The sequence below is a fragment of the Streptococcus sp. AM43-2AT genome (assembly GCF_003603405.1).
GTDB classification, from domain to species: domain Bacteria; phylum Bacillota; class Bacilli; order Lactobacillales; family Streptococcaceae; genus Streptococcus; species Streptococcus ilei.
Window position 1 is genome coordinate 386,190 of record NZ_QTND01000001.1, and the last position, 24,067, is coordinate 410,256.

At 40.4% G+C, this 24,067-nt stretch carries 25 protein-coding genes and 1 pseudogene; 23 read left to right on the plus strand and 3 right to left on the minus strand.

Translation table 11 applies throughout. The features are described 5' to 3' along the window. Positions 1 to 37 precede the first annotated feature (37 nt). On the minus strand, positions 38 to 220 hold the full coding sequence (locus DW930_RS01860) for a 4-oxalocrotonate tautomerase (RefSeq protein ID WP_001117401.1): 183 nt from the start codon (positions 218 to 220) through the stop codon (positions 38 to 40). Positions 221 to 643: 423 nt separating this feature from the next. Here DW930_RS01860 and DW930_RS01865 point away from each other — a divergent pair, with 423 nt between their 5' ends. From DW930_RS01865 to DW930_RS01905, 9 genes are all read left to right on the plus strand, one after another. Further along, on the plus strand, positions 644 to 1,225 hold the full coding sequence (locus DW930_RS01865) for a thymidine kinase (protein ID WP_023023272.1): 582 nt from the start codon (positions 644 to 646) through the stop codon (positions 1,223 to 1,225). A 15-nt stretch (positions 1,226 to 1,240) separates the two neighbouring features. Continuing rightward, a complete protein-coding gene (gene prfA, locus DW930_RS01870) occupies positions 1,241 to 2,320 on the plus strand; it encodes a peptide chain release factor 1 (RefSeq protein WP_023023270.1) in 1,080 nt (359 codons plus the stop codon). Then, complete coding sequence (prmC, locus tag DW930_RS01875; protein ID WP_123159186.1) at positions 2,320 to 3,156, plus strand: peptide chain release factor N(5)-glutamine methyltransferase; 837 nt, start codon at positions 2,320 to 2,322, stop codon at positions 3,154 to 3,156. The genes prfA and prmC overlap by 1 nt, the downstream gene beginning before the upstream one ends. Further along, positions 3,143 to 3,742, plus strand: a complete 600-nt coding sequence (locus DW930_RS01880; protein ID WP_123159187.1) for an L-threonylcarbamoyladenylate synthase — start codon at positions 3,143 to 3,145, stop codon at positions 3,740 to 3,742. The genes prmC and DW930_RS01880 overlap by 14 nt, the downstream gene beginning before the upstream one ends. A 1-nt stretch (position 3,743) precedes the next feature. Then, entirely contained in the window at positions 3,744 to 4,175 is a 432-nt protein-coding gene (locus DW930_RS01885) for a GNAT family N-acetyltransferase (RefSeq protein ID WP_123159188.1), read from the plus strand. An 11-nt stretch (positions 4,176 to 4,186) separates the two neighbouring features. Further along, on the plus strand, positions 4,187 to 5,443 hold the full coding sequence (gene glyA / locus DW930_RS01890) for a serine hydroxymethyltransferase (RefSeq protein WP_123159189.1): 1,257 nt from the start codon (positions 4,187 to 4,189) through the stop codon (positions 5,441 to 5,443). 8 nt (positions 5,444 to 5,451) lie between these two features. Further along, positions 5,452 to 6,426 carry a nucleoid-associated protein gene (locus tag DW930_RS01895; RefSeq protein ID WP_123159190.1) on the plus strand — a complete coding sequence of 325 codons (975 nt, stop codon included), beginning with the start codon at positions 5,452 to 5,454 and terminating at the stop codon, positions 6,424 to 6,426. Continuing rightward, entirely contained in the window at positions 6,426 to 7,028 is a 603-nt protein-coding gene (locus DW930_RS01900; protein ID WP_042507458.1) for a lysozyme family protein, read from the plus strand. The genes DW930_RS01895 and DW930_RS01900 overlap by 1 nt, the downstream gene beginning before the upstream one ends. Before the next feature lie 346 nt (positions 7,029 to 7,374). Continuing rightward, the gene (locus DW930_RS01905; protein WP_123159191.1) at positions 7,375 to 8,394 is read left to right on the plus strand and encodes a DUF1002 domain-containing protein; all 1,020 of its coding nucleotides are present in this window, start codon (positions 7,375 to 7,377) and stop codon (positions 8,392 to 8,394) included. A gap of 177 nt (positions 8,395 to 8,571) precedes the next feature. On the opposite strand, the gene DW930_RS01910 is transcribed toward DW930_RS01905, so the two are convergent. Both DW930_RS01910 and guaA read right to left on the minus strand, forming a co-directional pair. Then, the gene (locus tag DW930_RS01910; protein ID WP_120701939.1) at positions 8,572 to 8,877 is read right to left on the minus strand and encodes a hypothetical protein; all 306 of its coding nucleotides are present in this window, start codon (positions 8,875 to 8,877) and stop codon (positions 8,572 to 8,574) included. A gap of 299 nt (positions 8,878 to 9,176) precedes the next feature. Next, on the minus strand, positions 9,177 to 10,742 hold the full coding sequence (gene guaA / locus DW930_RS01915) for a glutamine-hydrolyzing GMP synthase (protein ID WP_006596353.1): 1,566 nt from the start codon (positions 10,740 to 10,742) through the stop codon (positions 9,177 to 9,179). Between the two features lie 138 nt (positions 10,743 to 10,880). Here guaA and DW930_RS01920 point away from each other — a divergent pair, with 138 nt between their 5' ends. The 14 genes and pseudogenes from DW930_RS01920 to DW930_RS01985 all read left to right on the plus strand — a co-directional run bounded on the left by DW930_RS01920 (position 10,881) and on the right by DW930_RS01985 (position 23,792). Beyond that, positions 10,881 to 11,579: a GntR family transcriptional regulator gene (locus DW930_RS01920; RefSeq protein ID WP_117744249.1), complete on the plus strand. Its 699-nt coding sequence runs from the start codon at positions 10,881 to 10,883 to the stop codon at positions 11,577 to 11,579. A gap of 43 nt (positions 11,580 to 11,622) precedes the next feature. Then, positions 11,623 to 11,763 (plus strand): annotated as a pseudogene (locus DW930_RS01925) (glycosyl transferase); the annotation flags it as partial. A gap of 65 nt (positions 11,764 to 11,828) precedes the next feature. Further along, entirely contained in the window at positions 11,829 to 12,806 is a 978-nt protein-coding gene (locus DW930_RS01930) for an NAD(P)-dependent oxidoreductase (RefSeq protein WP_123159192.1), read from the plus strand. Then, entirely contained in the window at positions 12,781 to 13,596 is an 816-nt protein-coding gene (locus DW930_RS01935) for an MBL fold metallo-hydrolase (RefSeq protein ID WP_123159193.1), read from the plus strand. The genes DW930_RS01930 and DW930_RS01935 overlap by 26 nt, the downstream gene beginning before the upstream one ends. Beyond that, a complete protein-coding gene (locus tag DW930_RS01940) occupies positions 13,574 to 14,842 on the plus strand; it encodes a F390 synthetase-related protein (RefSeq protein WP_123159194.1) in 1,269 nt (422 codons plus the stop codon). Before DW930_RS01935 ends, DW930_RS01940 begins: the two co-directional genes overlap by 23 nt. An 11-nt stretch (positions 14,843 to 14,853) precedes the next feature. Continuing rightward, positions 14,854 to 15,798 carry a 3-oxoacyl-[acyl-carrier-protein] synthase III C-terminal domain-containing protein gene (locus tag DW930_RS01945; RefSeq protein WP_123159195.1) on the plus strand — a complete coding sequence of 315 codons (945 nt, stop codon included), beginning with the start codon at positions 14,854 to 14,856 and terminating at the stop codon, positions 15,796 to 15,798. A 101-nt stretch (positions 15,799 to 15,899) separates the two neighbouring features. Continuing rightward, positions 15,900 to 16,232 carry a putative DNA-binding protein gene (locus DW930_RS01950; RefSeq protein ID WP_003001435.1) on the plus strand — a complete coding sequence of 111 codons (333 nt, stop codon included), beginning with the start codon at positions 15,900 to 15,902 and terminating at the stop codon, positions 16,230 to 16,232. Between the two features lie 2 nt (positions 16,233 to 16,234). Further along, positions 16,235 to 16,450 (plus strand): 2-oxoglutarate:acceptor oxidoreductase, encoded by a 216-nt coding sequence (locus tag DW930_RS10550; protein ID WP_123159196.1) that lies wholly within the window; start codon positions 16,235 to 16,237, stop codon positions 16,448 to 16,450. Positions 16,451 to 16,467: 17 nt separating this feature from the next. Next, a complete protein-coding gene (ffh, locus tag DW930_RS01960) occupies positions 16,468 to 18,039 on the plus strand; it encodes a signal recognition particle protein (protein WP_009731038.1) in 1,572 nt (523 codons plus the stop codon). 65 nt (positions 18,040 to 18,104) lie between these two features. Further along, positions 18,105 to 18,872 (plus strand): alpha/beta hydrolase, encoded by a 768-nt coding sequence (locus DW930_RS01965; protein WP_123159197.1) that lies wholly within the window; start codon positions 18,105 to 18,107, stop codon positions 18,870 to 18,872. Positions 18,873 to 18,977: 105 nt separating this feature from the next. Beyond that, positions 18,978 to 19,961, plus strand: coding sequence for an acetylxylan esterase (locus tag DW930_RS01970; RefSeq protein ID WP_123159198.1), 984 nt, complete (start codon positions 18,978 to 18,980; stop codon positions 19,959 to 19,961). Between the two features lie 388 nt (positions 19,962 to 20,349). After that, entirely contained in the window at positions 20,350 to 21,372 is a 1,023-nt protein-coding gene (locus tag DW930_RS01975; RefSeq protein WP_123159199.1) for a hypothetical protein, read from the plus strand. After that, positions 21,359 to 22,849 carry an LA2681 family HEPN domain-containing protein gene (locus DW930_RS01980; RefSeq protein ID WP_123159200.1) on the plus strand — a complete coding sequence of 497 codons (1,491 nt, stop codon included), beginning with the start codon at positions 21,359 to 21,361 and terminating at the stop codon, positions 22,847 to 22,849. The genes DW930_RS01975 and DW930_RS01980 overlap by 14 nt, the downstream gene beginning before the upstream one ends. A gap of 772 nt (positions 22,850 to 23,621) precedes the next feature. Further along, the gene (locus tag DW930_RS01985) at positions 23,622 to 23,792 is read left to right on the plus strand and encodes a hypothetical protein (protein WP_000873143.1); all 171 of its coding nucleotides are present in this window, start codon (positions 23,622 to 23,624) and stop codon (positions 23,790 to 23,792) included. The last annotated feature ends 275 nt before the right edge of the window (positions 23,793 to 24,067 follow it).

Here is a 24,067-nt window from a genome sequence, read left to right on the forward strand (position 1 = left end):
ACAAAAACAACCAGAATAGTCTTCTGGTTGTTCTCATTTATTTAGTTCGCATCTCACCTTGAGGGAAGTAAGTTCCTTCAGGCATATCATTGATGATGACGTGAACGGCGGATTGGGGAGCACCTGTATTCCGAACAACAGCTTCGGTTACTTCCTTGGCCAAAGCTTTCTTTTGTTCCAATGTGCGTCCTTCAAATAAATCAATTCGTACAAATGGCATCGGGCCACCTCCTCTATCTATCTTAGGTCTATTTTATCATATTTTGAATGAAAAGTAGCAGACTAGTAAGATTCGAATCACCTAATGGAAAGGTTAAAATAGAGTATAAAAATTTTTTACCAATATTTAGTACTATCCACTTACATAACTCCAGGTATTATGGTATAATTAATTTGTGAGAAGTGGTCTCTCACGATGCGTTTGTCATTTTGTCAGGGAAATGATAGACGCTTTTTTTATTCTCAAATTGCAAAATACAAATAATATTCTGCTAGAGCGAACAAGAGAAATGAGACTTTATAGGGTTCAGAATCTCCTTATTAGAAGAGCAATCACCCAATGGAGAAGCTCTCTATAAGTTGCCCTAATTTACGGCCCGTGTTATAATATAATGAAACACATTTTAGAGAGAATAGAAGGAAAATGGCACAATTATATTATAAATATGGGACGATGAATTCTGGTAAGACCATCGAAATTTTGAAGGTAGCCCATAATTATGAAGAGCAAGGAAAAAGCGTCGTTATCATGACCTCAGCAATCGATACGCGCGATGGATTTGGAGTTGTTTCTAGCCGGATTGGTATGAAACGGGAAGCCATTGCGATCGAAGACGATACAGACGTCTTCGGTTATATCCAAAGCCTGAAAGAGAAACCCTACTGTGTCTTGGTCGATGAAGCACAGTTTTTGAAACGACACCATGTCTATGATTTGGCTAGAGTTGTAGATGAACTAGATGTGCCCGTCATGGCTTTTGGTCTCAAAAATGATTTCCGCAATGAACTCTTTGAAGGTTCCAAACATTTGCTCTTGCTAGCTGACAAGATTGAAGAGATCAAGACCATCTGCCAATACTGTTCCCGCAAAGCAACCATGGTCTTGCGCACTCAAGCGGGTAAACCCGTCTACGATGGAGAGCAGATCCAAATCGGTGGACACGAGACCTATATCTCCGTTTGCCGCAAACATTATTTTAACCCAGACATTCACCAAGAACATTAATCTTAAGGAGACAACATGAATATCTATGATCAACTACAAGCTGTAGAAGACCGATACGAAGAGTTAGGAGAATTACTGAGTGACCCAGATGTGGTCTCTGATACCAAACGCTTTATGGAGCTTTCAAAAGAAGAGGCTTCTACTCGTGACACGGTAACAGCTTACCGAGAATACAAACAAGTACTCCAAAATATCGTCGATGCTGAAGAAATGATTAAGGAATCAAGCGGCGATGCAGATTTGGAAGAAATGGCCAAGCAGGAACTCAAAGATGCTAAGGCTGAAAAAGAAGAGTACGAAGAAAAACTAAAGATTTTGCTTCTTCCAAAAGATCCAAACGATGACAAGAACATTATCTTGGAAATTCGTGGGGCAGCAGGAGGGGACGAAGCCCAGTTGTTTGCTGGTGACCTCTTGCAGATGTACCAAAAATACGCGGAAAGCCAAGGCTGGCGCTTTGAAGTCATGGAAGCATCCTATAATGGCGTTGGTGGGATCAAAGAAGTAGTGGCCATGGTTTCTGGTCAATCTGTCTACTCAAAACTCAAGTATGAATCGGGTGCCCACCGGGTACAACGGGTTCCTGTGACAGAAAGCCAAGGTCGTGTCCATACATCGACAGCAACTGTTCTGGTCATGCCAGAAATCGAAGAAGTTGAATACGACATTGATCCAAAAGATCTTCGGATCGATATCTACCACGCATCTGGTGCGGGCGGACAGAACGTCAACAAGGTTGCGACAGCTGTCCGTATTGTCCACTTGCCAACCAATATCAAGGTAGAGATGCAGGAAGAACGGACCCAACAGAAGAACCGTGAAAAAGCAATGAAGATCATCCGTGCCCGTGTGGCTGACCACTTTGCTCAGATCGCCCAAGACGAGCAGGATGCTGAACGGAAGTCAACTATCGGTACAGGTGATCGTTCAGAGCGGATCCGGACTTACAACTTCCCTCAAAACCGTGTGACCGATCACCGGATTGGCTTGACCCTTCAAAAACTGGATACCATCTTATCTGGTAAATTGGATGAAGTGGTCGATGCTTTGGTCTTGTATGATCAAACTCAAAAACTAGAAGAGTTGAACAAATAATGTTGTTGGGACAATTAGTAGCCCAGTATGAAGAAGCATTAATAGCCGTTGGAGAGGAAGCAGAAAGCCTCTCCTTCGCATATCGTGCTTTAAAAAACTGGACCTTTACGGACTTTGTCCTTGCTTTGCAAAAAGAAGTGGAAGCAGAGGATAAAACCTTGCTGGATTCCATCTTTGAGCAGTTGAAACATCACGTCCCTGCCCAGTATATTATTGGGAGCGCAGAATTCTGTGGTCATGTTTTTACAGTTGATGAGCGCGTGCTGATTCCTAGACCTGAAACAGAGGAACTCGTTACCCTCATTCTTGAGGAAAATAATCAGGAATCCTTACGAGTTCTGGATATCGGAACTGGAAGTGGTGCCATTGCCATTAGCTTAGCCCTTGCTAGACCTAATTGGCAGGTTCAAGCCAGTGATGTGTCAGTAGATGCCTTGGAGCTTGCTCAAGAAAATGCCCAGCAGTTAGAAGCGGTTGTGTCCTTTAAAACATCAAATGTACTGGATGAACTAGAAGGTCCTTACGATCTGATTGTTTCCAACCCTCCCTATATCTCTCGGGAAGATGTAGAAGAAGTTGGAGCCAACGTTTTAGCCTCTGAACCCCACTTAGCTCTCTTTGCGGATCGTGATGGCTATGCCATCTATGAAAAGATCGCTCAGCAGGCTCCAAGTGTTTTAACACCAGATGGAAAGATTTATCTAGAGATCGGCTATAAGCAAGGTAACAAAGTAAAAGATCTCTTTCAAAAAGCATTTCCTGACAAACGAGTTCGAGTTCTAAAAGACCAATTTGGACAAGATAGGATGGTAGTAGTAGACAATGGATCTATTTGAGAAAGAATTAGAAGCTGGTCATGCAGTTGTCTTACCGACTGAGACTGTCTATGGCCTCTTTGCAAAGGCACTGGATGAAGCAGCGGTTGATCAGGTATACGCTCTTAAGCACCGCCCTCGTGAAAAGGCTATGAACCTCAATATTTCCAGCGAAGATGATATTCGATTTTATTCTAAAAATCAGCCACCTTATCTATCAAAACTAATCGCAACCTTTTTACCAGGTCCCTTAACCATCATTCTCGAAGCCAATGAAGAGGTACCAGCTTGGATTAATTCCGGGATGGCTACGGTTGGTTTTCGGATGCCAGCTCATCCAAAAACATTGGAATTAATTCGTAAAACGGGTCCCTTGATCGGACCTTCTGCCAATCTCTCTGGGAAAGCTAGTGGGACCCAGTGCCAGCAAATTCTTAAAGAACTTGGTCATGGAGTGATAGGACTTGAAGACGATAGCTTTCTAACTGGTCAAGATTCGACTATTTTAGACTTATCTGGCGACAAGGTAAAGATTCTACGTCAAGGAGCGATTACACGACAAGATATCCTTGCCAAGATACCTGCAATCCCTTTTGAGGAGGTCTGATATGCTACGTGCTTTAAAACCAACAGATACTGTATCTATTTACGAGATTAACAAAGAGGCTTTAGGTTATGCTTTTAGTCCAGAGGATACGGCTAGTCAACTAGCCAAGTTGTCTCAAGACTCCCATCACTTCCTACTAGGTTATGAGGATTCAACCAACCATGCCTTACTTGGTTATGTCCATGCTGAAGTCTACGAATCCCTCTATTCCAATGCAGGATTTAATATTTTGGCATTAGCTGTGATCCCCCAAATGCAAGGCAAAGGAATCGGAAAAGCTTTGCTTAAAGGACTAGAACAGGAAACCGAAAAACGTGGCTACAAGTTTATACGTTTAAACTCTGCAGACCATCGTATTGGCGCTCATGCCTTCTACGAACAGGTCGGTTATACCTGTGACAAGCTACAAAAACGTTTTATAAAATTTATTTAAGGAGAAGACCTATGATTTTTGACAAAGAAGATTACAAAGCATATGATGCAGCTCTATGGGATGCCATTGCGAAAGAAGAGGAACGCCAGCAAAATAACATCGAGTTGATCGCTTCCGAAAACGTCGTCTCCAAGGCGGTTATGGCTGCCCAAGGGTCTATCCTGACCAATAAATACGCAGAAGGATATCCGGGACGTCGTTACTACGGAGGGACTGATGTCGTAGACATCGTCGAAAGCCTCGCCATCGAACGCGCTAAGGAAATCTTTGGGGCTAAGTTTGCCAATGTTCAACCTCACTCAGGTAGTCAGGCCAACTGTGCTGCCTATATGGCTCTGATTGAGCCAGGAGATACGGTTATGGGGATGGATCTGGCTGCAGGTGGCCATTTGACTCACGGTGCTTCTGTGAGCTTCTCAGGTCAAACCTACAACTTTGTATCTTACAGTGTAGATCCGGAAACTGAACTCTTGGATTTTGATGCTATCTTGAAACAAGCTCAAGAAGTGAAGCCAAAGTTGATTGTGGCAGGTGCTTCAGCCTACTCTCACATCATTGATTTCTCAAAATTCCGTGAGATTGCGGATGCAGTAGGAGCTAAGCTCATGGTCGATATGGCCCATATCGCCGGTTTGGTGGCAGCAGGCCTTCACCCAAGCCCAGTTCCTTATGCACATATCACGACCACGACCACTCACAAGACCCTTCGTGGACCTCGTGGTGGCTTGATCTTGACCAATGATGAGGAATTGGCTAAAAAGATTAATTCTGCCATCTTCCCTGGTATCCAAGGAGGACCACTAGAGCATGTCGTTGCAGCCAAGGCTGTTGCTTTCAAAGAAGCCCTCGATCCTGCCTTTAAAGAGTATGCAGCTAACGTGATTAAAAACAGCCAAACTATGGTTGATGTCTTCTTGCAAGATCCAGATTTCCGTGTCATTTCAGGCGGAACAGAGAACCACCTTTTCCTTGTCGATGTGACGAAAGTCGTTGAAAATGGAAAAGTGGCTCAAAATTTACTGGACGAGGTCAACATTACCCTCAACAAAAACTCCATCCCATACGAAACTCTATCACCATTTAAGACCAGTGGCATTCGGATTGGGACAGCAGCTATTACCGCCCGTGGCTTTGGAGAAAAAGAAAGCCGCACCGTAGCTGAATTGATTATCAAAGCGCTGAAGAACGCAGACAACCCGGCTGCATTAGAAGAAGTACGTGCTCAAGTCAAAGCCTTGACAGATGCCTTCCCACTTTACGAGGACTAAACCATCTTATGGACATTTACGTAAAAAAAGCCATCATTCATCAATTTAGCCCAGATGATACCGATCTCTATCTGGCGGACAAGTTCCTCAATATTACACCAAAAATTGAGGAATACTTGCGCAAAAAGATAGAACGGGTCTATTCTGATGAGGCAAAGACCGGCATTTTTGAGGAAGATAATCCATTCCTTGAGATGATCACGGATGATCTCCTAAAAACTTCAGTAGCCGTAGCCAACCGCTGGAAAGAAGAATTTATCGTCTCTGAGAATCAAAAGACTAACGATTTGGTGTTCATCCAATTCTCAAAAGAGGGAGTGGACCACTTTGCCTTTCTTCGGATTGCCTTGCGGGAAACCTTGACACACTTAGGTGGCGAAGTGGACAATCCAATCAAACTGACACAAAACAATCTGCCTGGTTTTGGTACTGGTGCCGACGAAGCCTTGGTTATTAATCTTCAAAGCCGTAAGTACCACTTGATTGAAAAACGGATCAAGTACAACGGAACGTTCTTGAACTATTTCCCTGAGAATCTCCTCCAGGCACAACCAAAGATTTCACCTAAAAAATCAATCAAAGAAATAGAAAAAACGGCCCAACGGATTGCTGAGAATTTCCAACAAGACGATTTTCAGTTCCAATCCAAGGTCAAATCAGCTATTTTCAACCAACTGGAAGAAGAGAATGAGCTATCTCCAGAGAAGTTAGCTAATGATTTATTTGATAACAATTTAACAGCTCGACTCAGTTTTGTCGATCAAGTAAAAGAGTCCATTCCAGATCCTGTTCGCTTTGATGAAATAGATGCCAGTCGCCAATTAAAAAAATTTGAGAACCAAAAACTCTCCCTTTCAAACGGGATTGAGCTTTTAGTTCCTAACCATGTTTACGAAGATGCTGAATCGGTAGAGTTTATCCAAAATGAGAATGGGACCTACTCGATCCTCATCAAGAATATAGAGGACATTCAGAATAAATAATGATGAAACGAATAATAAAAATTTTCTTTTGCCTCTTGCTCGTCTTTTTCATATACAAGGGCTATCAGATACACCGGGATGTCAAGCAGGTCATGACTTATCGCACCTTAGTGCGTGAAGTACTGGCTGAGGAAGACACTGGTACCAATGAAGATCTGATCCTTGCCATGATTTATACCGAGACCAAGGGGAAGGAAGATGATGTCATGCAGGCCAGTGAAAGTGCAACAGGCCAGACAAATTCTATCACCAATAACAAAGAAAGTATTCGCCAGGGGATTCAAACGCTCTCTGAGAATCTGCGAATAGCAAAAGAGAAGGGGGTTGATCCCTGGACCGCTGTCCAAGCTTATAATTTCGGACAGGATTACATTGAATATGTAGCTAAAAATGGCGGAAAAAATACGCTAGAATTAGCCCGTCAATATTCAAAAAAAGTGGTTGCACCGAGTCTTGGAAATGTCACAGGTAAGACCTATCTTTATCTCCATCCTATCTCATTTTTACACGGCTCAGAGCTCTACGTTAATGGGGGGAATTATTATTATTCACGTCTCGTTGAAATGAATCAGTTCATCATGAAATTATTTTCTTGGTTTTAATATAAACAGCACTTTAAGAGGCTGGGACAAAAGTCCTAGCCTCTTAATTGTCTTTGGATTATCGAGCAAGATGCAGTGGTTGAGTGGGCTCTACTACGCTGATTTCATCAGCTTTTACAGCCCTACTCAACTGTGCGGAGGTGGGACGACGAAATCGAATTCTAACGAATGACCGATTTCTGTCCCACTCTCTTTTTATAGATCAAACTGTCATCTGTTTTTAAAGAAGCTGTAAGCCAGTCTTAAGATAAAAAGGGTAAACTAAAAAGGAGGCAAAGAGATAAAATCTGCTTCCTTTTTATTGTCCGATAGCGTATTAATATCCTAGAAGGAGTTAAGAAAAAGTATGAAACCAGTCAGGAAATTTATTGGAATCTTTATCGCTAGCTGGTTTGCACTTCTTGCAAGCTCTTCGACGGCATTTGCCAACTCAAGCATTCAGAAAGTTATTGATCAAAAATACAAGCAACCTGACTATGTCATCGGATCATCATTGAATGAATTCGAAGTCAAGCAAACCCTCAGTCTCTTGATGTATAACGAGGAACAAGAGAAGGAATGGAAAACCATGAACCCTTCTGCTTATACAAGTTTTAGGATCGATGAGAATGGAGATCATTCTTCCTCCGTTAAACTACAGAAACAAGCCAAAAAAGCACCAGTTAGCGTGCACATTGTCACTCCTCAAAATATAACAGAAGTAACAGCAGATATGCATCGCAATGCACTGACCACTCTTGGGCTCGAACACGCCGATATCACAATTGCCTCTCCAACAGAAGCATCAGGCCTGAGTGCCATTGCAGCGGTATCATACTCTCTTGAGCAAAATGGTAGCACCATATCTGATGAAAACAAAATACTTGCCCAAGAAGAATTATCTCTGCTTGCAGCTATCTATAAAGAAAATGCCCGTAAAAATAACTTCCATGAAGATAAACTTAATGTAGCCGTCATCGATCTTAAAATCGCAGCGCTAAAGGGAAGCAATCAAGATAAAAAGCTTGAGAAAAAAGATTTTCAAAAGCTGGTAACAAGGATTCTAGAAACTTACCAATTAAATGGCGCTATAACGGATAAACAAACCAAACAATTAGTTGATTTCACTAGCAAGCTTGCGAATAGTAAGCTAAACTCTGATAAAAACCTTGTCAAATCCTTCAAAGCTCTAAAACAGGATATCATTGAAAAGGCAGGAGATAGCTTTAATACGATTGATACCAAGCACGATACGGAGTCACTATTGAAAGAAAGCAACAATCTTCCCTTATACCCTATGATTGGACTGGGCCTCCTGATTCTCCTAGGAATCGGATTAATGTCTTATCATGTTCATCGTCATCAAACCAAGAGGAATAAACTATAAAAAGAGGCTGGGACAAAAGTCCTAGCCTCTAAATTGTCTTTGGATTGTCGATCAAGACGCAGTGGTTGAGTGGGCTCTACTACGCTGATTTCATCAGCTTTTACAGCCCTACACAACTGTGCGGAGGTGGGACAGAAATCGAATTCTAACGAATGACCGATTTCTGTCCCACTCTCTTTAATCTGTAACTTCGATTGAGAGATAAGGAATACCCAAGATTCTTCCGAAGAATCCTAGAAAGGTCTTCCAAGCTGAACCTTTAATAATAGCAGTTTGACCAGCTTTTACGATAACTTCTTTAGAACGAGTAAAGGCTCCTCTTTGATCTACGTAAACCTTAACCATATTAAGTCCTTCAGGAAGCGGAAGTGTAACGGTTTCGTCTTTGCTTAAATTGGCAACACATTCTCCATTGATATAAACGTTTACCTTCATTAACATACCTACGAGGCCAGTTTGACGCGATACTGTAATTTCCGACATGTTGTTTCTCCTAACTTTATGAATTCCTTACTCAAAAGGAATAGTTTTAAACTATCATAACATAAGTAGTCGATTCATACAAGATATTGTTTCATTCTAGATTGTTTGATAATCATCTAACACCCAAATAGTGATGACAAGTCCTATTTAGATTTTCTTTGTCTTTAAATTATGGAATCTTTCTCCTTGGATCAACTCACTGAAACTGGTCTAGAGAGTCATTTTGATAATAAATGTGCCTTACATATATAAAAATAACGCTGAAATTATTGATTTCAGCGTTATTTGAATAATTCATTTTATTCCCACTCAACGGTTGCAGGTGGTTTACTTGTGATATCGTAGACGATGCGGTTAACATGGTCAACTTCGTTTACGATACGGACTGAGATTTTTTGGAGGACTTCCCAAGGAATCTTAGCGAAGTCAGCTGTCATTCCATCGATAGAAGTGATAGCACGGATGGCAATGGTATAGTCGTAAGTACGACCATCGCCCATCACACCTACTGAACGAACGCCAGTGTTAACAGTGAAGTATTGCCAGATGTCGCGGTCAAGACCAGCCTTGGCGATTTCTTCACGAAGGATAGCGTCTGATTCACGGACTGTTTCTAGTTTTTCTTCAGTGATTTCACCCATGACACGGATGGCAAGCCCTGGACCTGGGAATGGTTGGCGCCATACGATATGGTCTGGCATACCAAGTTCAGTACCAAGGGCACGAACTTCATCCTTGTAAAGAGTGTTGAGCGGCTCAATCAACTCGAACTGCATGTCTTCTGGAAGTCCACCCACGTTGTGGTGAGACTTGATGGTTTGAGCAGTATCTGTACCAGACTCAATCACGTCTGTGTAAAGTGTTCCTTGTGCCAAGAATTTCACATCTTTGAGCTTGCTTGCTTCGTCATCAAAGACATAGACAAATTCGTTACCGATGATCTTCCGTTTTTGCTCTGGATCAGACACACCAGCCAATTTATCAAGGAAACGTTTGGCAGCGTCTGCTTTAACGATATTGAGACCAAACTTACCACCAAGCATGTCCATAACTTGGTCAGCTTCCCCTTTACGAAGAAGACCGTGGTCTACAAAGATACAGATCAATTGATCACCGATAGCTTTTTGGAGAAGAACCCCTACAACTGAAGAGTCAACACCACCAGAAAGACCAAGGAGAACACGTTTGTCTCCAACTTTTTCTCGGATTTGTTTGATTTGCATCTCAATAAAGTTATCCATGGTCCAATCGCCCTTAGCACCACAGATGTTCAAGGCAAAGTTACGCAAGATATCATATCCATGAACAGAGTGACGAACCTCAGGGTGGAATTGGATACCGTAGATTTTCTTGTCTGGATTTTCAATCGAAGCATACGGACAGTCAGCAGAAGTACCAGTACGGACAAAGTCAGCAGGAATTTCTGTAACAGCATCTCCATGACTCATCAAGACCAACTGTTTATCAGGTGTTCCCTCAAAGAGGGCAGAAGATTCAGCTAAGTTTAGCTCAGATTGGCCGTATTCACGGTTACCTGCATCCCCTGCAGGTACAACCTTCCCACCAAGTTTGTGAGTCAGGAGTTGCATGCCATAGCAGATTCCTAAAATTGGAATTCCAAGTTCAAAAATTTCAGGATCAATGTCAAAAGATCCTTCTTCATACACTGAGTTTGGTCCGCCTGAAAGAACGATCCCAACAGGATTGATTTCACGCACTTCAGCCGCTGTAATTTTGTGGCTCTTCAGTTCTGAAAAGACACCAATCTCACGAATACGACGAGAAATGAGCTGATTGTACTGGCTACCGTAATCAAGCACGATAATTTTTTCAACATCATGCAAATCAGTTGATAGGTTTGTCATCTTTTCCCCTTTTTCTAGAAAATTCTTTTCCTCTATTCTAACACAAAAGCCCCTTCATTACCAATCAATACTGACTACGATTGAAGATTTGACAAAATTGCGCTACAATAGTTTGTAACACACAGAAAGAGTAGCAAAATGATTCCAGCTTACATTCAAATTCACGATCAAATCAAGGCAGAGATTGACCAGAAAATCTGGAAAATCGGTCAACGCCTGCCAAGCGAACGGGACTTGGCAGAAAAGTTCCAGGTCAGCCGCATGACCCTCCGTCAAGCAATCACTCTCTTGGTAGAAGAAGGAGTGTTAGAACGTCGTGTAGGCAGTGGTACCTTTGTCGCTAGCACGCGCGTCCAGGAAAAGATGCGAGGAACGACTAGTTTTACTGAAATTATGAAAGCGCAAGGAAAGGTTCCTTCGACACAGGTTATTTCCTACAAACGGACCATTCCAAGTCTTCAAGAAGTGGATAAACTAGGGATTGACAAAACTGAAACGATTGTACGTATGGAACGGGTTCGTTACGCAGATGGAGTCCCTGTTGTCTATGAAGTTGCCTCAATTCCAGAAAAATTTATAAGAAACTTCAAAAAAGAAGAGGTGACCAGCCATTTCTTCCAAACCTTGGAAAAGCACGGCTACCGTATCGGTAAATCCCAACAAACCATCTATGCCCGATTGGCCAAAGAAAAGATTGCTCATTACTTAGAAATACCAAAAGGACATGCTATTCTTGGTTTGACCCAGATTTCATATTTCGACAATGGTGTCGCTTTTGAGTATGTAAAAAGTCAATACGTCGGAGAACGGTTTGAATTTTACCTAGAAAACAATTAGCTAACACAATCCCTATGGTGTCAATTCAACACAGGGAGGTTTTATGTCTCTGATAAAAATCGATGCTGTTGTGGTGCCTCTTAGTGGGCACCTTTATCCAGTTCTTTTGCTTTTAGCCCCATTGTTGAATGATTCCAACTATAAGATTCGAATTTTTACAGGACCACAAAAGCAAAAAATAGCCCTGGTCTATGATGCTAGCAGCATTTTAAAAAAAGAAATTCATCGCTTAGTTAAAAAGGAGGCGCCATGAAAGTACTCGTAACAGGAGCAACAGGTTTTCTTGGAAAATACGTGGTAAAAGAGTTAGTAGCAGAAGGCTACTTTGTCCGCGCTTTTGGTCGGAATGAAGCAGTAGGACAAAGCTTGGTTTCAGAACAAGTGGAATTCTTCAAAGGAGATCTGAGTTCCAAGCAAGCAGTAGAAGAGGCATGTAAGGGCGTTGAAATGGTCGTCCATGCTGGAGCTTTATCCACTGTTTGGGGGCCTTGGGAGAGTTTTTATCAAGCTAATGTCCTCGGTACTCAACATGTTTTAGAAGCTTGCCGTACTAATAAAATCAGTCGCTTGGTCTATGTTTCTTCACCAAGTATTTATGCTGCTCCGAAAGATCAAATCGGCATCAAAGAAGAAGATGCTCCAACTGAAAATCATTTAAACAACTACATCAAAAGCAAGTTACTATCAGAGAAGCTCTTTCCTGCATACCCGGATGTTCCCAGCATTATCCTTCGTCCTCGTGGGCTCTTTGGCATTGGGGATACAAGTATCCTTCCACGTGTTCTCAAGCTAAGCCAAAAAATTGGAATCCCCTTAATCAAGGAAGGCAAGCAATTGATGGACATGACCTGTGTTGAGAATGTTGCTTTGGCTATCGCTTTGGCTCTGAAAGCTGATAGGGTAGAAGGTCAAGTCTATAACATTACCAACGGCGAGCCGACTCCTTTTAAAGAACTCATCGAAGAAGCCTTGCAGGGCCTGGAACTTCCTATTCGTTATAAAAAATTACCTGCCTTTCTTCTAGGTGGCTTGGCTTCTAGCTTAGAGGTTCTTTATCGGTTCTTACCTCTAAAGGGTGAGCCACCATTAACTCGCTATACCTACTACCTATTGCGTTATAGCCAGACACTTGATATTTCAAAAGCAAGAGAAGAGTTGGGCTATAAGCCACGCATCAGCATCAAGGAGGGAATTGCCCAGTATGTCCAAGATTATCGAAAGCATTAAGTACTTCCCTGCTGGCTATTGTACCAGCAATCTTGCCTTGCTCTTTAAGGGGCAGAAAAGAAAGAAGATGGTTTTTCCAGCCGGCGTCTATCTCCTCAAACACCGAGAGCATGGTTATATTCTCTACGATACTGGCTATCATTATGAGATCAAAAGTAAACTCCGTTATCTTTATTACCGTCTTGGCACTCCTATGCAGATGAAAAAGGAAGACCAGATTGATTGCTTGCTTCAAGCGACTGGGATTTCACCAGATGACATTTCTTATGTCATCCTCTCACATTTTCACCCAGATCATCTAGGAGGAGCGGCTTGCTTCAAAAAGGCGCGCTTCTTGGTTACCGAGAGAGCCTATCAGGTCTACCAGAAGCCCAGCTTTAAGGATTTAATTTTTAAAGAGTTTTTGCCGGATTATTTTGAAGAATCCGTCCAAATCATGCAACTTCAAGAAACCAATCCTCTTTTTCCTTATACGGCAACAGAGGATGTCTTTGGAGACGGCAGTATTCTCCTTAGTTCCCATGATGGGCACGCTAAGGGACAAGGCTGTCTTTTCCTTCCGGAATATCAATTGTTTATTGGTGCTGACCTCTGCTGGGGAATTGACCTTCTTCCTTTGACAGAGCAGATGCGCTGGATTCCTAGTCAAGTTCAGGATAATGGGAAGGACTATTTAGAAAATGTCAATTTCCTCCGTACCTTGTTAAATCAAGGAATCGCTGTTCTCGTCAGCCATGATCCGATTGAACGGGTAGAAAGAATACTAAATGAAAAAATGGACCTTTCTTAAAACCTTTTACCAGACCCGCTGGGGGCATCGCTTCAAGAACCGTGAGGAACTGGAGCGCTACCAAGAAAAAGAACTACAAAATTACCACAGCTTCTTACTCCAGCATTCCCCCTATTTCTCTCAAGGTGTTCCAAAAGACTTCCGCTATATGGACAAGACCTTTATGATGGAGCATTTCAATGAGTTAAATACCCAAGGAATCGACCGGGATCAGGCTCTTGAAATGGCGATTCGCGGTGAGCAGTCTCGTGATTTTACAGAGATGCAAGGAGAAGTAGCAGTTGGTCTTTCCTCTGGTACCTCCGGACACCGGGGAATCTTTATCACGACAGAAACAGAACGTAGTATGTGGGCAGCCGCTATACTCGCTAAAATGCTCCCCAAAGGAAAGCTCCTTGGTCACCGCATTGCCTTTTTCCTCCGTGCTGATAACCAGCTCTATCAAACCATCAATTCTCCCTTGATTCGCCTAGAGTATTTTGATATTTTCAAAGATAGCCAAGAGCACATCGGGCGTTTAAATGACTACCAGCCGACCATCCTTGTGGCTCCAGCCTCTACCTTATTAGATTTAACCAAGTATCTGGAAAATCAGACCCTGGAGATACAACCCCAAAAGGTCGTTTCCGTCGCTGAAATCTTAGAGGATCGGGACCGGGACCTCATCCGTCAAGCATTTGATCTTTCTAAGGTCGATCAGGTCTATCAAGCAACAGAAGGTTTCTTAGCTTGTACCTGTTCTGAGGGGAACTTGCACCTCAACGAGGACATTTTATCAGTGGAAAAAGACTATTTGGATGACCACCGCTTTTATCCTATCATTACCGATTTTAAACGTAGTAGCCAGCCGATTTTCCGCTACCGGCTCAATGATATTCTGGTAGAGGATCCAGAGCCTTGCCATTGTGGTTCTGTCTTTACAAGGATTGCTAAAATTGAGGGCCGGTCGGACGATATCTTTTATTTCAAAAAAGCAGACGGCGAGCTACAGATGGTTTATCCAGACTTCATTCGACGTTGTATCCTCTTTGTTGAAGGGATTCAAGACTATCAAGTAACTCAAACTGAAGATGGACAGGTCCAGGTTGCACTTAGCAAACGTTCACCTGATATAGAAGTGGCTATCCTCAACCAATTTCAACTCTTAGCAAATCAAAAGGGCTTTATCATGCCCAAACTCACTTTTATTGACTACCAATGGGACACGACATGCAAACTCAAGCGCGTACAACGTCTTCACAAATAGGAGGAAGCATTATGACAAGTGTACAAAGACATGTTCGTATTAAGGGCTATGGAACAGCCTTACCCAAGCATCAAGTTACCTTTAAGGATCAGACACGCTACCGAGTAAAAGAAGATGAAGAATCTCAGATCGACCTTGCCACTCGTGCTATTGAACAGGCCCTAGAGCAGGCAGGATTGACCATGGCAGATATTGACTGCCTAGTTTCAGCCAGCGCCGTAGGGGTTCAGCCGATTCCATGTACAGCAGCTCTAATCCATGAACGGGTTGCCAAGGACTTGACCATTCCCGCTATGGATATCAATACCACTTGTACCAGCTTTATTTCGGCCCTCAGTACCATTTCATATCTGATCGAAGGTGGCGAGTACAAGCGTGTCCTCATTGTGTCCAGTGAAGTAGGAAGTCTCGGTCTCAATCCCAAGCAGAAAGAAAGCTATGAACTTTTTAGTGATGGGGCAGCTGCCTTTATCTTTGAAAGTACCACAGAAGATCTGGGAGTGATGGCAAGCCTTCAACGGACCTGGTCTAAGGGAGCCCATGATACAGAGATTCGTGGTGGTTTAACCGCATACCACCCAAAACATTATAGTGAATCAACCAAAACCGACTTCATGTTTGATATGAAGGGGAAGAAGATTTTGCTTCTATCTGCGCGTGTTATTCCTGACATGTTCCAAGAATTTCAAGACAAGGTCGGCCTATCGCTTGCTGATGTAGACTATATCATTCCTCACCAAGCCAGTCGTGCCCTTCCTTTGGTCATGGAAAAATTAGGGGTACCAGACCATAAGTATCTTAACATTGTTAGCGATTACGGAAACATGGTTTCAGTAGCTGTACCTTTTGGTCTAGCTTACGCCATGGAACATGGCCTTGTCAAAGAAGGAGATACCATCTTCTTAATGGGAACTGCAGCGGGTATGACGGTCAATATGTTGGCTCTGAAAATCTAATTCTTTGCTTAGATAAAAAATAGTGTCTACTCCTAAAAACACAGGCAAAAAGCATGAAGTCCCGCTAGTCTTTGGCGGGCTTTTTTGATATAATGAAAGGTATGGAAATTGAGAAAACCAACCGAATGAATGCGCTCTTTGAGTTTTATGCTGCGCTCTTGACGGACAAGCAAATGAACTACATCGAGCTTTATTACGCAGATGACTACAGCTTAGCTGAGATTGCGGAAGAGTTTGGAGTGAGCCGTCAGGCGGTTTATGACAATATTAAGCGGACAGAGAAGATTCTAGAGGATTATGAGATGAAGTTGCATATGTACTCTGACTACATTGTACGCAGCCAGATTTTTGATCAGATTTTAGAACGCTATCCGGAAGATACTTTTCTACAAGAGCAGGTTGAAATTTTATCAAGCATTGACAATCGGGAGTGATTATGGGCAGTCTGGTCGTTTATCAAGGAATATCTTGCAAACTATTAGTAGCAGAGGAAGTATTTCCTACTCGACTACAGATTATCTCGCCCAATGATATCTCCAAAGCTATGCAAATAGGTTTTAGCTGTTGGGGATATCCAAATGAAATCATGAAAGAAGTCACACCCGAAGAACTAGAATGTTTGCAACATTTCGGACGATATCCACTGAATTGAAAAAATAGGAGAAAATAATGGCATTTGAAAGTTTAACCGAACGTTTACAGAACGTCTTTAAAAATCTTCGTAAGAAAGGGAAAATCTCTGAAGCAGATGTCCAAGAGGCGACCAAAGAGATTCGTCTAGCCCTCTTAGAGGCTGACGTTGCCCTTCCAGTTGTAAAAGACTTTATCAAACGCGTCCGCGAGCGTGCTGTAGGTCATGAGGTCATCGAAACCCTCAACCCTGCCCAACAAATCGTAAAGATTGTCGATGAAGAATTGACAGCGATTTTAGGTTCAGAAACAGCAGACATTATCAAATCTCCAAAGATTCCAACCATTATCATGATGGTCGGTCTTCAGGGGGCTGGTAAAACAACCTTTGCTGGTAAATTGGCCAACAAATTGGTCAAGGAAGAAAATGCGCGTCCTTTGATGATTGCGGCCGATATTTATCGTCCAGCAGCCATTGATCAGTTGAAGACGCTTGGTCAGCAGATCAATGTCCCAGTCTTTTCACTCGGTACAGAAGTCCCTGCAGTAGAGATCGTTCGTCAAGGTTTGGAGCAAGCGAGAGCCAACCACAATGACTATGTCTTGATTGATACGGCTGGTCGTCTGCAAATCGATGAAAAACTCATGGGCGAATTACGCGACGTCAAAGCCCTTGCTGAGCCAAATGAAATCCTCTTGGTTGTCGATGCCATGATTGGTCAAGAAGCGGCCAATGTAGCGCGTGAGTTTAACGAGCAACTCGAAGTAACCGGGGTGATCTTGACCAAGATCGATGGGGATACCCGTGGTGGTGCGGCCCTTTCTGTCCGTCAGATTACTGGGAAGCCAATCAAGTTCACTGGTACTGGTGAAAAAATCACTGATATCGAAACCTTCCACCCAGACCGCATGTCTGGTCGGATCCTCGGTATGGGGGATATGCTGACGCTGATCGAGAAGGCGTCTCAAGAATACGATGAGAAACGGTCTCTTGAACTCGCTGAAAAGATGCGGGAAAATACCTTCGACTTCAACGACTTCATCGATCAATTAGACCAAGTTCAAAACATGGGACCAATGGAAGACCTGCTCAAGATGCTTCCAGGTATGGCCAATAACCCTGCCATGAAGAACCTCAAGGTCGATGAACGAGAAATTGCTCGCAAACGCGCGATTGTATCATCCATGACACCAGCTGAACGGGAAAATCCAGATTTGTTAAATCCAAGCCGTCGTCGTCGGATTGCGGCTGGATCAGGAAACAGCTTTGTCGAAGTCAATAAATTCATCAAGGACTTTAACCAAGCCAAACAGATGATGCAAGGCGTCCTCTCCGGCGATATGAACAAGATGATGAAACAAATGGGGCTCAATCCAAATAACATGCCGAAGAATATGCCTGGTGGAATGCCTGATATGTCTGCCCTCGAAGGCATGATGGGACAAGGTGGCATGCCTGACTTGTCAGCTCTTGGTGGAGGCGCTGGAATGCCTGATATGAGCCAAATGTTCGGTGGTGGTCTCAAAGGAAAAGCCGGTGAATTTATGATGAAACGGGCGATGAATAAGATGGCCAAACAAATGCGCAAAAATAAGAAAAAACGGAAATAATCGTTTCTAAGAGGGCCTGGAACACACTGTTCTGGGTTCTTTTAGAAACTACTACTAGAGGAAAGATGTTAAAAAAACTATTTCAACAAGTCATTCGTTTCTTTACAAGATTGTTTTCTTCGCACAGAAAGCCCTTTGAATTTCCTAAAGGCTCAAAGAAACCACCAATCAGACCGATTATCTTTGTACCTGGGAGTTCAGCCAGTATCCAGCGATTCAACGGAACCATCCGCATGCTCCATCGCTTTTCTAGAAAAAAACAGAGTCTTTTAAAAATAAAAGTCAATAAAGATGATTCTATAGAAATGGAGGGAAGACTGAATACGAAAGAGCCGAATCCGATGATTGTAATTGGCTTCGAGAACAATCGAGATGGCTACAGCAATATCAAGCAGCAAATCGAATCCCTTAAGATTGCTTTAACCTATCTTCTTGATCACTATTATTTTACAGAGTTCAAGGCAGTTGGGCACTCCAATGGTGGACTAGTTTTGACTGGTTTATTGGAAAGTGGCTTTTTAGAAAAGAAAAAGCTGACCGTAAGCAAGCTCGCTATTATTGGTAGTCCTTACCAATTCAATCAAGAAATGTTTGACGATTTTCAAAAATGGAAGCATCGCTTAGAAAAAGAAGTAGAGGTCCTTAACTTTGTCGGTAGCTTTGCTGGGAAATCAGATGGGATCGTTCCCCTCTCTAGTGCCCAAGCAGCACAATCTATTTTTGAGAAACAAGCCTATACAGAAGTAAATTTAAAAGGACGCAAGGCTCATCATTCAGCTTTACCCACTAATCCAGATCTAGTGAAACAATTAAGTCTATTTTTGAATCTATAAGTAAATTACATAATTTCGGTTATGTAATTTTTATTCGTCTCTTGCAATCCTTAAGTAAATATGGTACATTTTTGGTAGCGATTACACATACTTAAGGAGGATTTTATGAAAGATCCCAAATTATTAGAAACAATGAAAGATTACATGGGACGGGATGAGCTTCCCGCAGATTTTGATGCCTTTTGGGATCAAGCCCTAGCAAAGATGACTGAACTGCCTGAATATAAGCTCGAAGAACGAGATTTCAGCATTCCAAATGTGATTTGTTATGAATTAACCTTTAAAGGAACACGAGATGGACTAGTTTATGCGCGGGTTGTTTTTCCAAAAACGGATAAAAAGGTTCCCGTCATTTTCCATTTTCATGGCTATATGGGTCGTTGTTGGGATTGGGCTGATATGCTGGCTTATACAGTAGCCGGCTATGGTGTTGTGTCTATGGATGTAAGAGGTCAGTCGGGCTTTTCAACCGACGGAGATCGTTCACCACTTGGAAATACGGTAAAAGGACAGATTATCCGTGGCGCCGTGGAAGGTCCAGATGAGCTCTTTTATAAGGATATCTACTTAGATCTTTACCAGTTAATTGAAATTGTAGCCAGCCTTCCTCAAGTTGACGACAGCAAACTTGCCAGCTATGGAGCCTCACAAGGTGGTGCCTTGGCCCTGGTTGCTGCTGGATTGAATCCTCGTATACAACGAACGGTAGCCATTTATCCATTCTTATCAGATTTCAGACGAGTATTGGAGATTGGGAACACCAGCGAGGCCTATGACGAGCTTTTCCGTTATTTCAAGTTCCATGATCCATTCCATGAAACAGAAGATCGTTTGATGCAGACTTTGGCCTATATTGATGTGAAAAACTTTGCCCATCGTATCAAAGGACAGGTTCACATGATTACCGGGCTAGATGATGATGTCTGTTATCCTGTGACACAGTTTGCCATTTATAATCGATTAGAAGGTCCAAAAGAGCATTTAATCATGCCAGAATATGCCCATGAAGCTATGAATGTTCAAGTCAATGATCGTGTGTACAATTGGCTCTGTGGTAGCAAGATTTCCTTTCAATATGTAGAAAAATAAGATACAGAAGAAAAACAATCAGTAGATCCGTGAGATTTGCTGATTTTTTTGTTAAAAAAAAACTAAAAATTTATGTACAATTGACTTAACAAGGCTTAAACCATTGATACAACTGAATTAGAAGCATAAAGTACATTCTTTAAAAAGTGTACTTTATTTTTGTTTTGTACATTATTTTAGAGTGTTATTTTGTATGTTTTCTAGTACATAATATACTCTAATCTGAGAAATTGATTTGTACATTTTATACTCAAGTAATAGCAGAAGAAGTGGTGGTTCAATAGTACATTTTATTTAAAATATTTATGGCTATAATAATAGTATTTGAAGCATAGATAAAGTAGATACAGTGGTATAATAGTGTCAAAAGACTTTCAGGAGAAATGAGATGAGATCGCATACAGTTATTCTAGGCGCTGGTGCTACTATTGCAGCAATTCCAGATGGTGATAAAAACGGAAAAAGTTCTTCAGTTATGAATGGATTGCTAAAAAAACTAAATTTAGAAGAAATTCTTGCTGGTGTTGAATTACAGACAAAGAGCGAAAATTTAGAGGATATCTATTCAGAATTATTTGAGAGAGAAGAGTGCTCCGAAATAGTTAGAAAACTAGAAGAAAGACTCTATGATTATTTTGCTTCGTTGGAGTTACCTGATGAACCAACAATTTATGATTTTTTAATATTAAGTTTAACTAATAAAGATTGTATAGCTACGTTTAATTGGGACCCTTTACTTATACAAGCTTATATTCGCTGCTCAAAAATTACCCGGAACTTGCCAAAAATTCTTTGTTTACATGGTAATGTAGCTGTTGGGTTTTGTGAAGAACATATTGAGTTTGGAGGAGTAGATTGCTACTGTCCAACATGTCATAATAAATTTTATCCAACAAAATTATTGTATCCAGTGAAAAATAAAGACTATTCTTCCGACGGCTACATAAATTGGTGTTGGAAAGGATTAGATTACTTTATCGATCATTCATATATGTTAACTATTTTTGGATACAGTGCTCCTAAAAGTGATGTAGATGCTGTTAATTTAATGAAAAAAGCATGGGGAAATATTGAAGACCGACCACTTGAAGAAGTTTCTGTAATAGATATTGTAGACGAAGCGACTATGCTAAATACATGGAAAGACTTTATTCATAGCCATCATTATAGGTATTCAAATTCATTTTTTGATTCTTACTTAGCAAAATTTCCAAGAAGAACTTGTGAAACCGTATTTGCAACATTTTCATTAAATGTTCCTTCTGATGGTAGTAGAGGATTTAAAGAGAATTTTAATTGGGACATGATAAAAGAGTTTTTATCTGATATGTTAGTTGAAGAACAGGAAAATAAAGGAAAATCAAATTTAAAATCGAAATATTTAGTTTGGGGTGAAGATGTTAACAAATAATCCAATTAATCATAGTGTACTTAAATTGTCAATGGATTTCGATAATGCTTTTAAAGATAAAAATATAGAGGAAATCCATAGACTAATAGAATTTGGAAAAAATATGGAAAATACTATTGATGATATTTCCAAAATTCATTTATTTTATTCTATTGGGACAGCATATGGTGATATATTTGAACTAAGTGATAACCTAGTATTCAACATAGATACCGAATGTACAGTTCGACAAACTTATTACTTTAGAAAAGCTATCGAACTTTCAAATAATATTGAAAGAAATTCTGAGGACAGTAGGTTTGTTTTACCATTATTATGTTCACTATACACCAATTACGCAAATATATTAGATGCTTGTGGTAGAAAACAGTTAGCTATTAAGATGTATTGTAAATGTATACAAATCAATCCAAAATTCACAATGGCTAGTGGTAACTTGGCTATTTGTTTACATCATTATCGTAATTTTTTGAGTGATAACGAACACCTTCACTTTATTAAAAAAATTAAAAATTTAATAGAAACAAGCATAACTGTTTCAGATCCAAACAGAGTTGATAATGCAGAAAAGCAATTTATTAAACTTTACGAACAATATCTTGATTATAAAGATTTAGATGAATGTTCTTGTAAAACAATCGATTATAATCCTAATTCACAAAAGTATCGTGAATGGTGTTGGAACAACGGGCTGTATCTTAATCCACTTAATGACTTACAAGCTGACGATATAAATAGATATGATGATAATCTTTTACTACCAAGTTTATTATTTCAATCGGATAAAGATTTGAACAAATATATTTCCATGTTTAATCAAATTAAGCAAGAATATGTTTATGCGCGTTATCTCTGTTTTAATAGCATTGAGAGTGATTCGGTTCATTATGCTGACGAGAATGTTGATCTTATTGATTGTCTGGACTACGTACAATACTCTATCCGAGTTGAAGGATTAAAAGCATCTTTTAAAACACTATATTCATTATTAGATAAAGTAGCTATGTTTATAAATGAATATTATTCTTTAAAAATTGAAACTCGAAAAGTAAATTTCCATTCAATTTGGAGATCAAATAGTGATTTAAATAAAATGTTGGATAAGAATATTGGTCTGTCATCTATATTTTGGATAGAGAAAGATTTTGATAATGGTGATAATTCTTTAACAGCTAATCCAAACTCAAAGCGATTGAAAATTATTAGAAATTATTTAGAGCATAGATTTACTAATATAACATTGAATATTTTTAATGGAAGTGAAGATAATGAAGATAATAATGAAACCAGACTGTATCTAACTGAATCTGAACTTCAAGAGTTTGCATTAGATTTATTAAATCTTGTAAGAGAAGTTATTTTTTCACTCAAAAATGCCATTCAAATAAGTGAAAATGAAAAACAATCTACTCTAAGCAGTGAAGTTGCTTTAATTCCGATAAATTATGAAGAAGTAGATTTGGAAGATAAATTATAGCATTGAGCATACAATTTATAGTCGTTATAAAAAGCAATAGTCTAAATTCATTTAACTAATCGACTTAACTAGAGCTAAACCATTGATAAAACTGAATTAGAAGGATAAAGTACACTCATTAAGCAGTGTACTTTATTTTTGTTTTGTACATTATTTGTTGATTGCTTAATCAATACTACATCTCTATCAGGCAATTCAGACTTCATTTAGTCCTCTAAAACCCATGTTGAGGCGGTAAGTTTGCTAGTCAAGGAGTAAAACGACGAAGATTAGCATTTACTTCCGCCCATGCGATAGCTGTCCGTGATTGACAAGTGCTAGCACGCAGACAGAACGGAGATAGCGAACCGCTGAGTGTGTCGCTCTGCTCGTAAAAGCTTAGAAACCTTTGAACGAAAGGGATAATGAAAGCCTTGATTGCAAGGCTTTTTGCTTTATGGTGGGTAAGTATCAGAGTGAGAAAATTTTTGGAATGAGTAGAAGTGATAGCTAGAAATTATCAGTTTCTATTTCCATTTACCCTGTGGGTACGTGTTTGTTTCCATTGACAAGGAGTTTGTGGGAATAGAAATGTACCCACCTTGTTTGAATCAAGTGAAGTGTAGTTGAAGGAAATCTGTTGAAAGCAATACTTCATTTTACCGAATAAGTAATAATTTAGGCAACTTCAAATCGATTAAAAAAAACTATTTTAAAGGTTAAGAGTAGACAAAAATTGTCCACTCTTTTTTGCAAACTCAATTTATCAATAAATGAAATGAGGGAATGTAAAATGAAATATTTTGAGGTTGAGTTAGAAAATCCTGATGAATTTTTAAAACTACAAACAGAAGATTTTGTGAAAGCTAATCGCTTGCTACTAAGGAAGATAATCCAGAGCGTTACAGTCTATGAAGAAAACTTCGTCATATCCTTTAAATCTGGCATCGAATTGGAAGTATGAGTCTCATTCCATAACTTTTATATTGAACATATCATCTTGTTGTGTTATACTATAAATTGATATAAACAAAGATGTAGGAGGAACCGAAACTATGACAGCCTCAATGCGTTTAAGATAAGCTGGCAATAAAAAAAGCAGAATCTATACCCGATGATAGGCTTTTTTGTTGTGCTTATTTATACGATATTGAGCATTCATTAGTTACGGTGAGGATATTGGTTATTTAACTATACCTTTATTTAACTATGTCTTTAATATGAATGTTTCCAAATTGT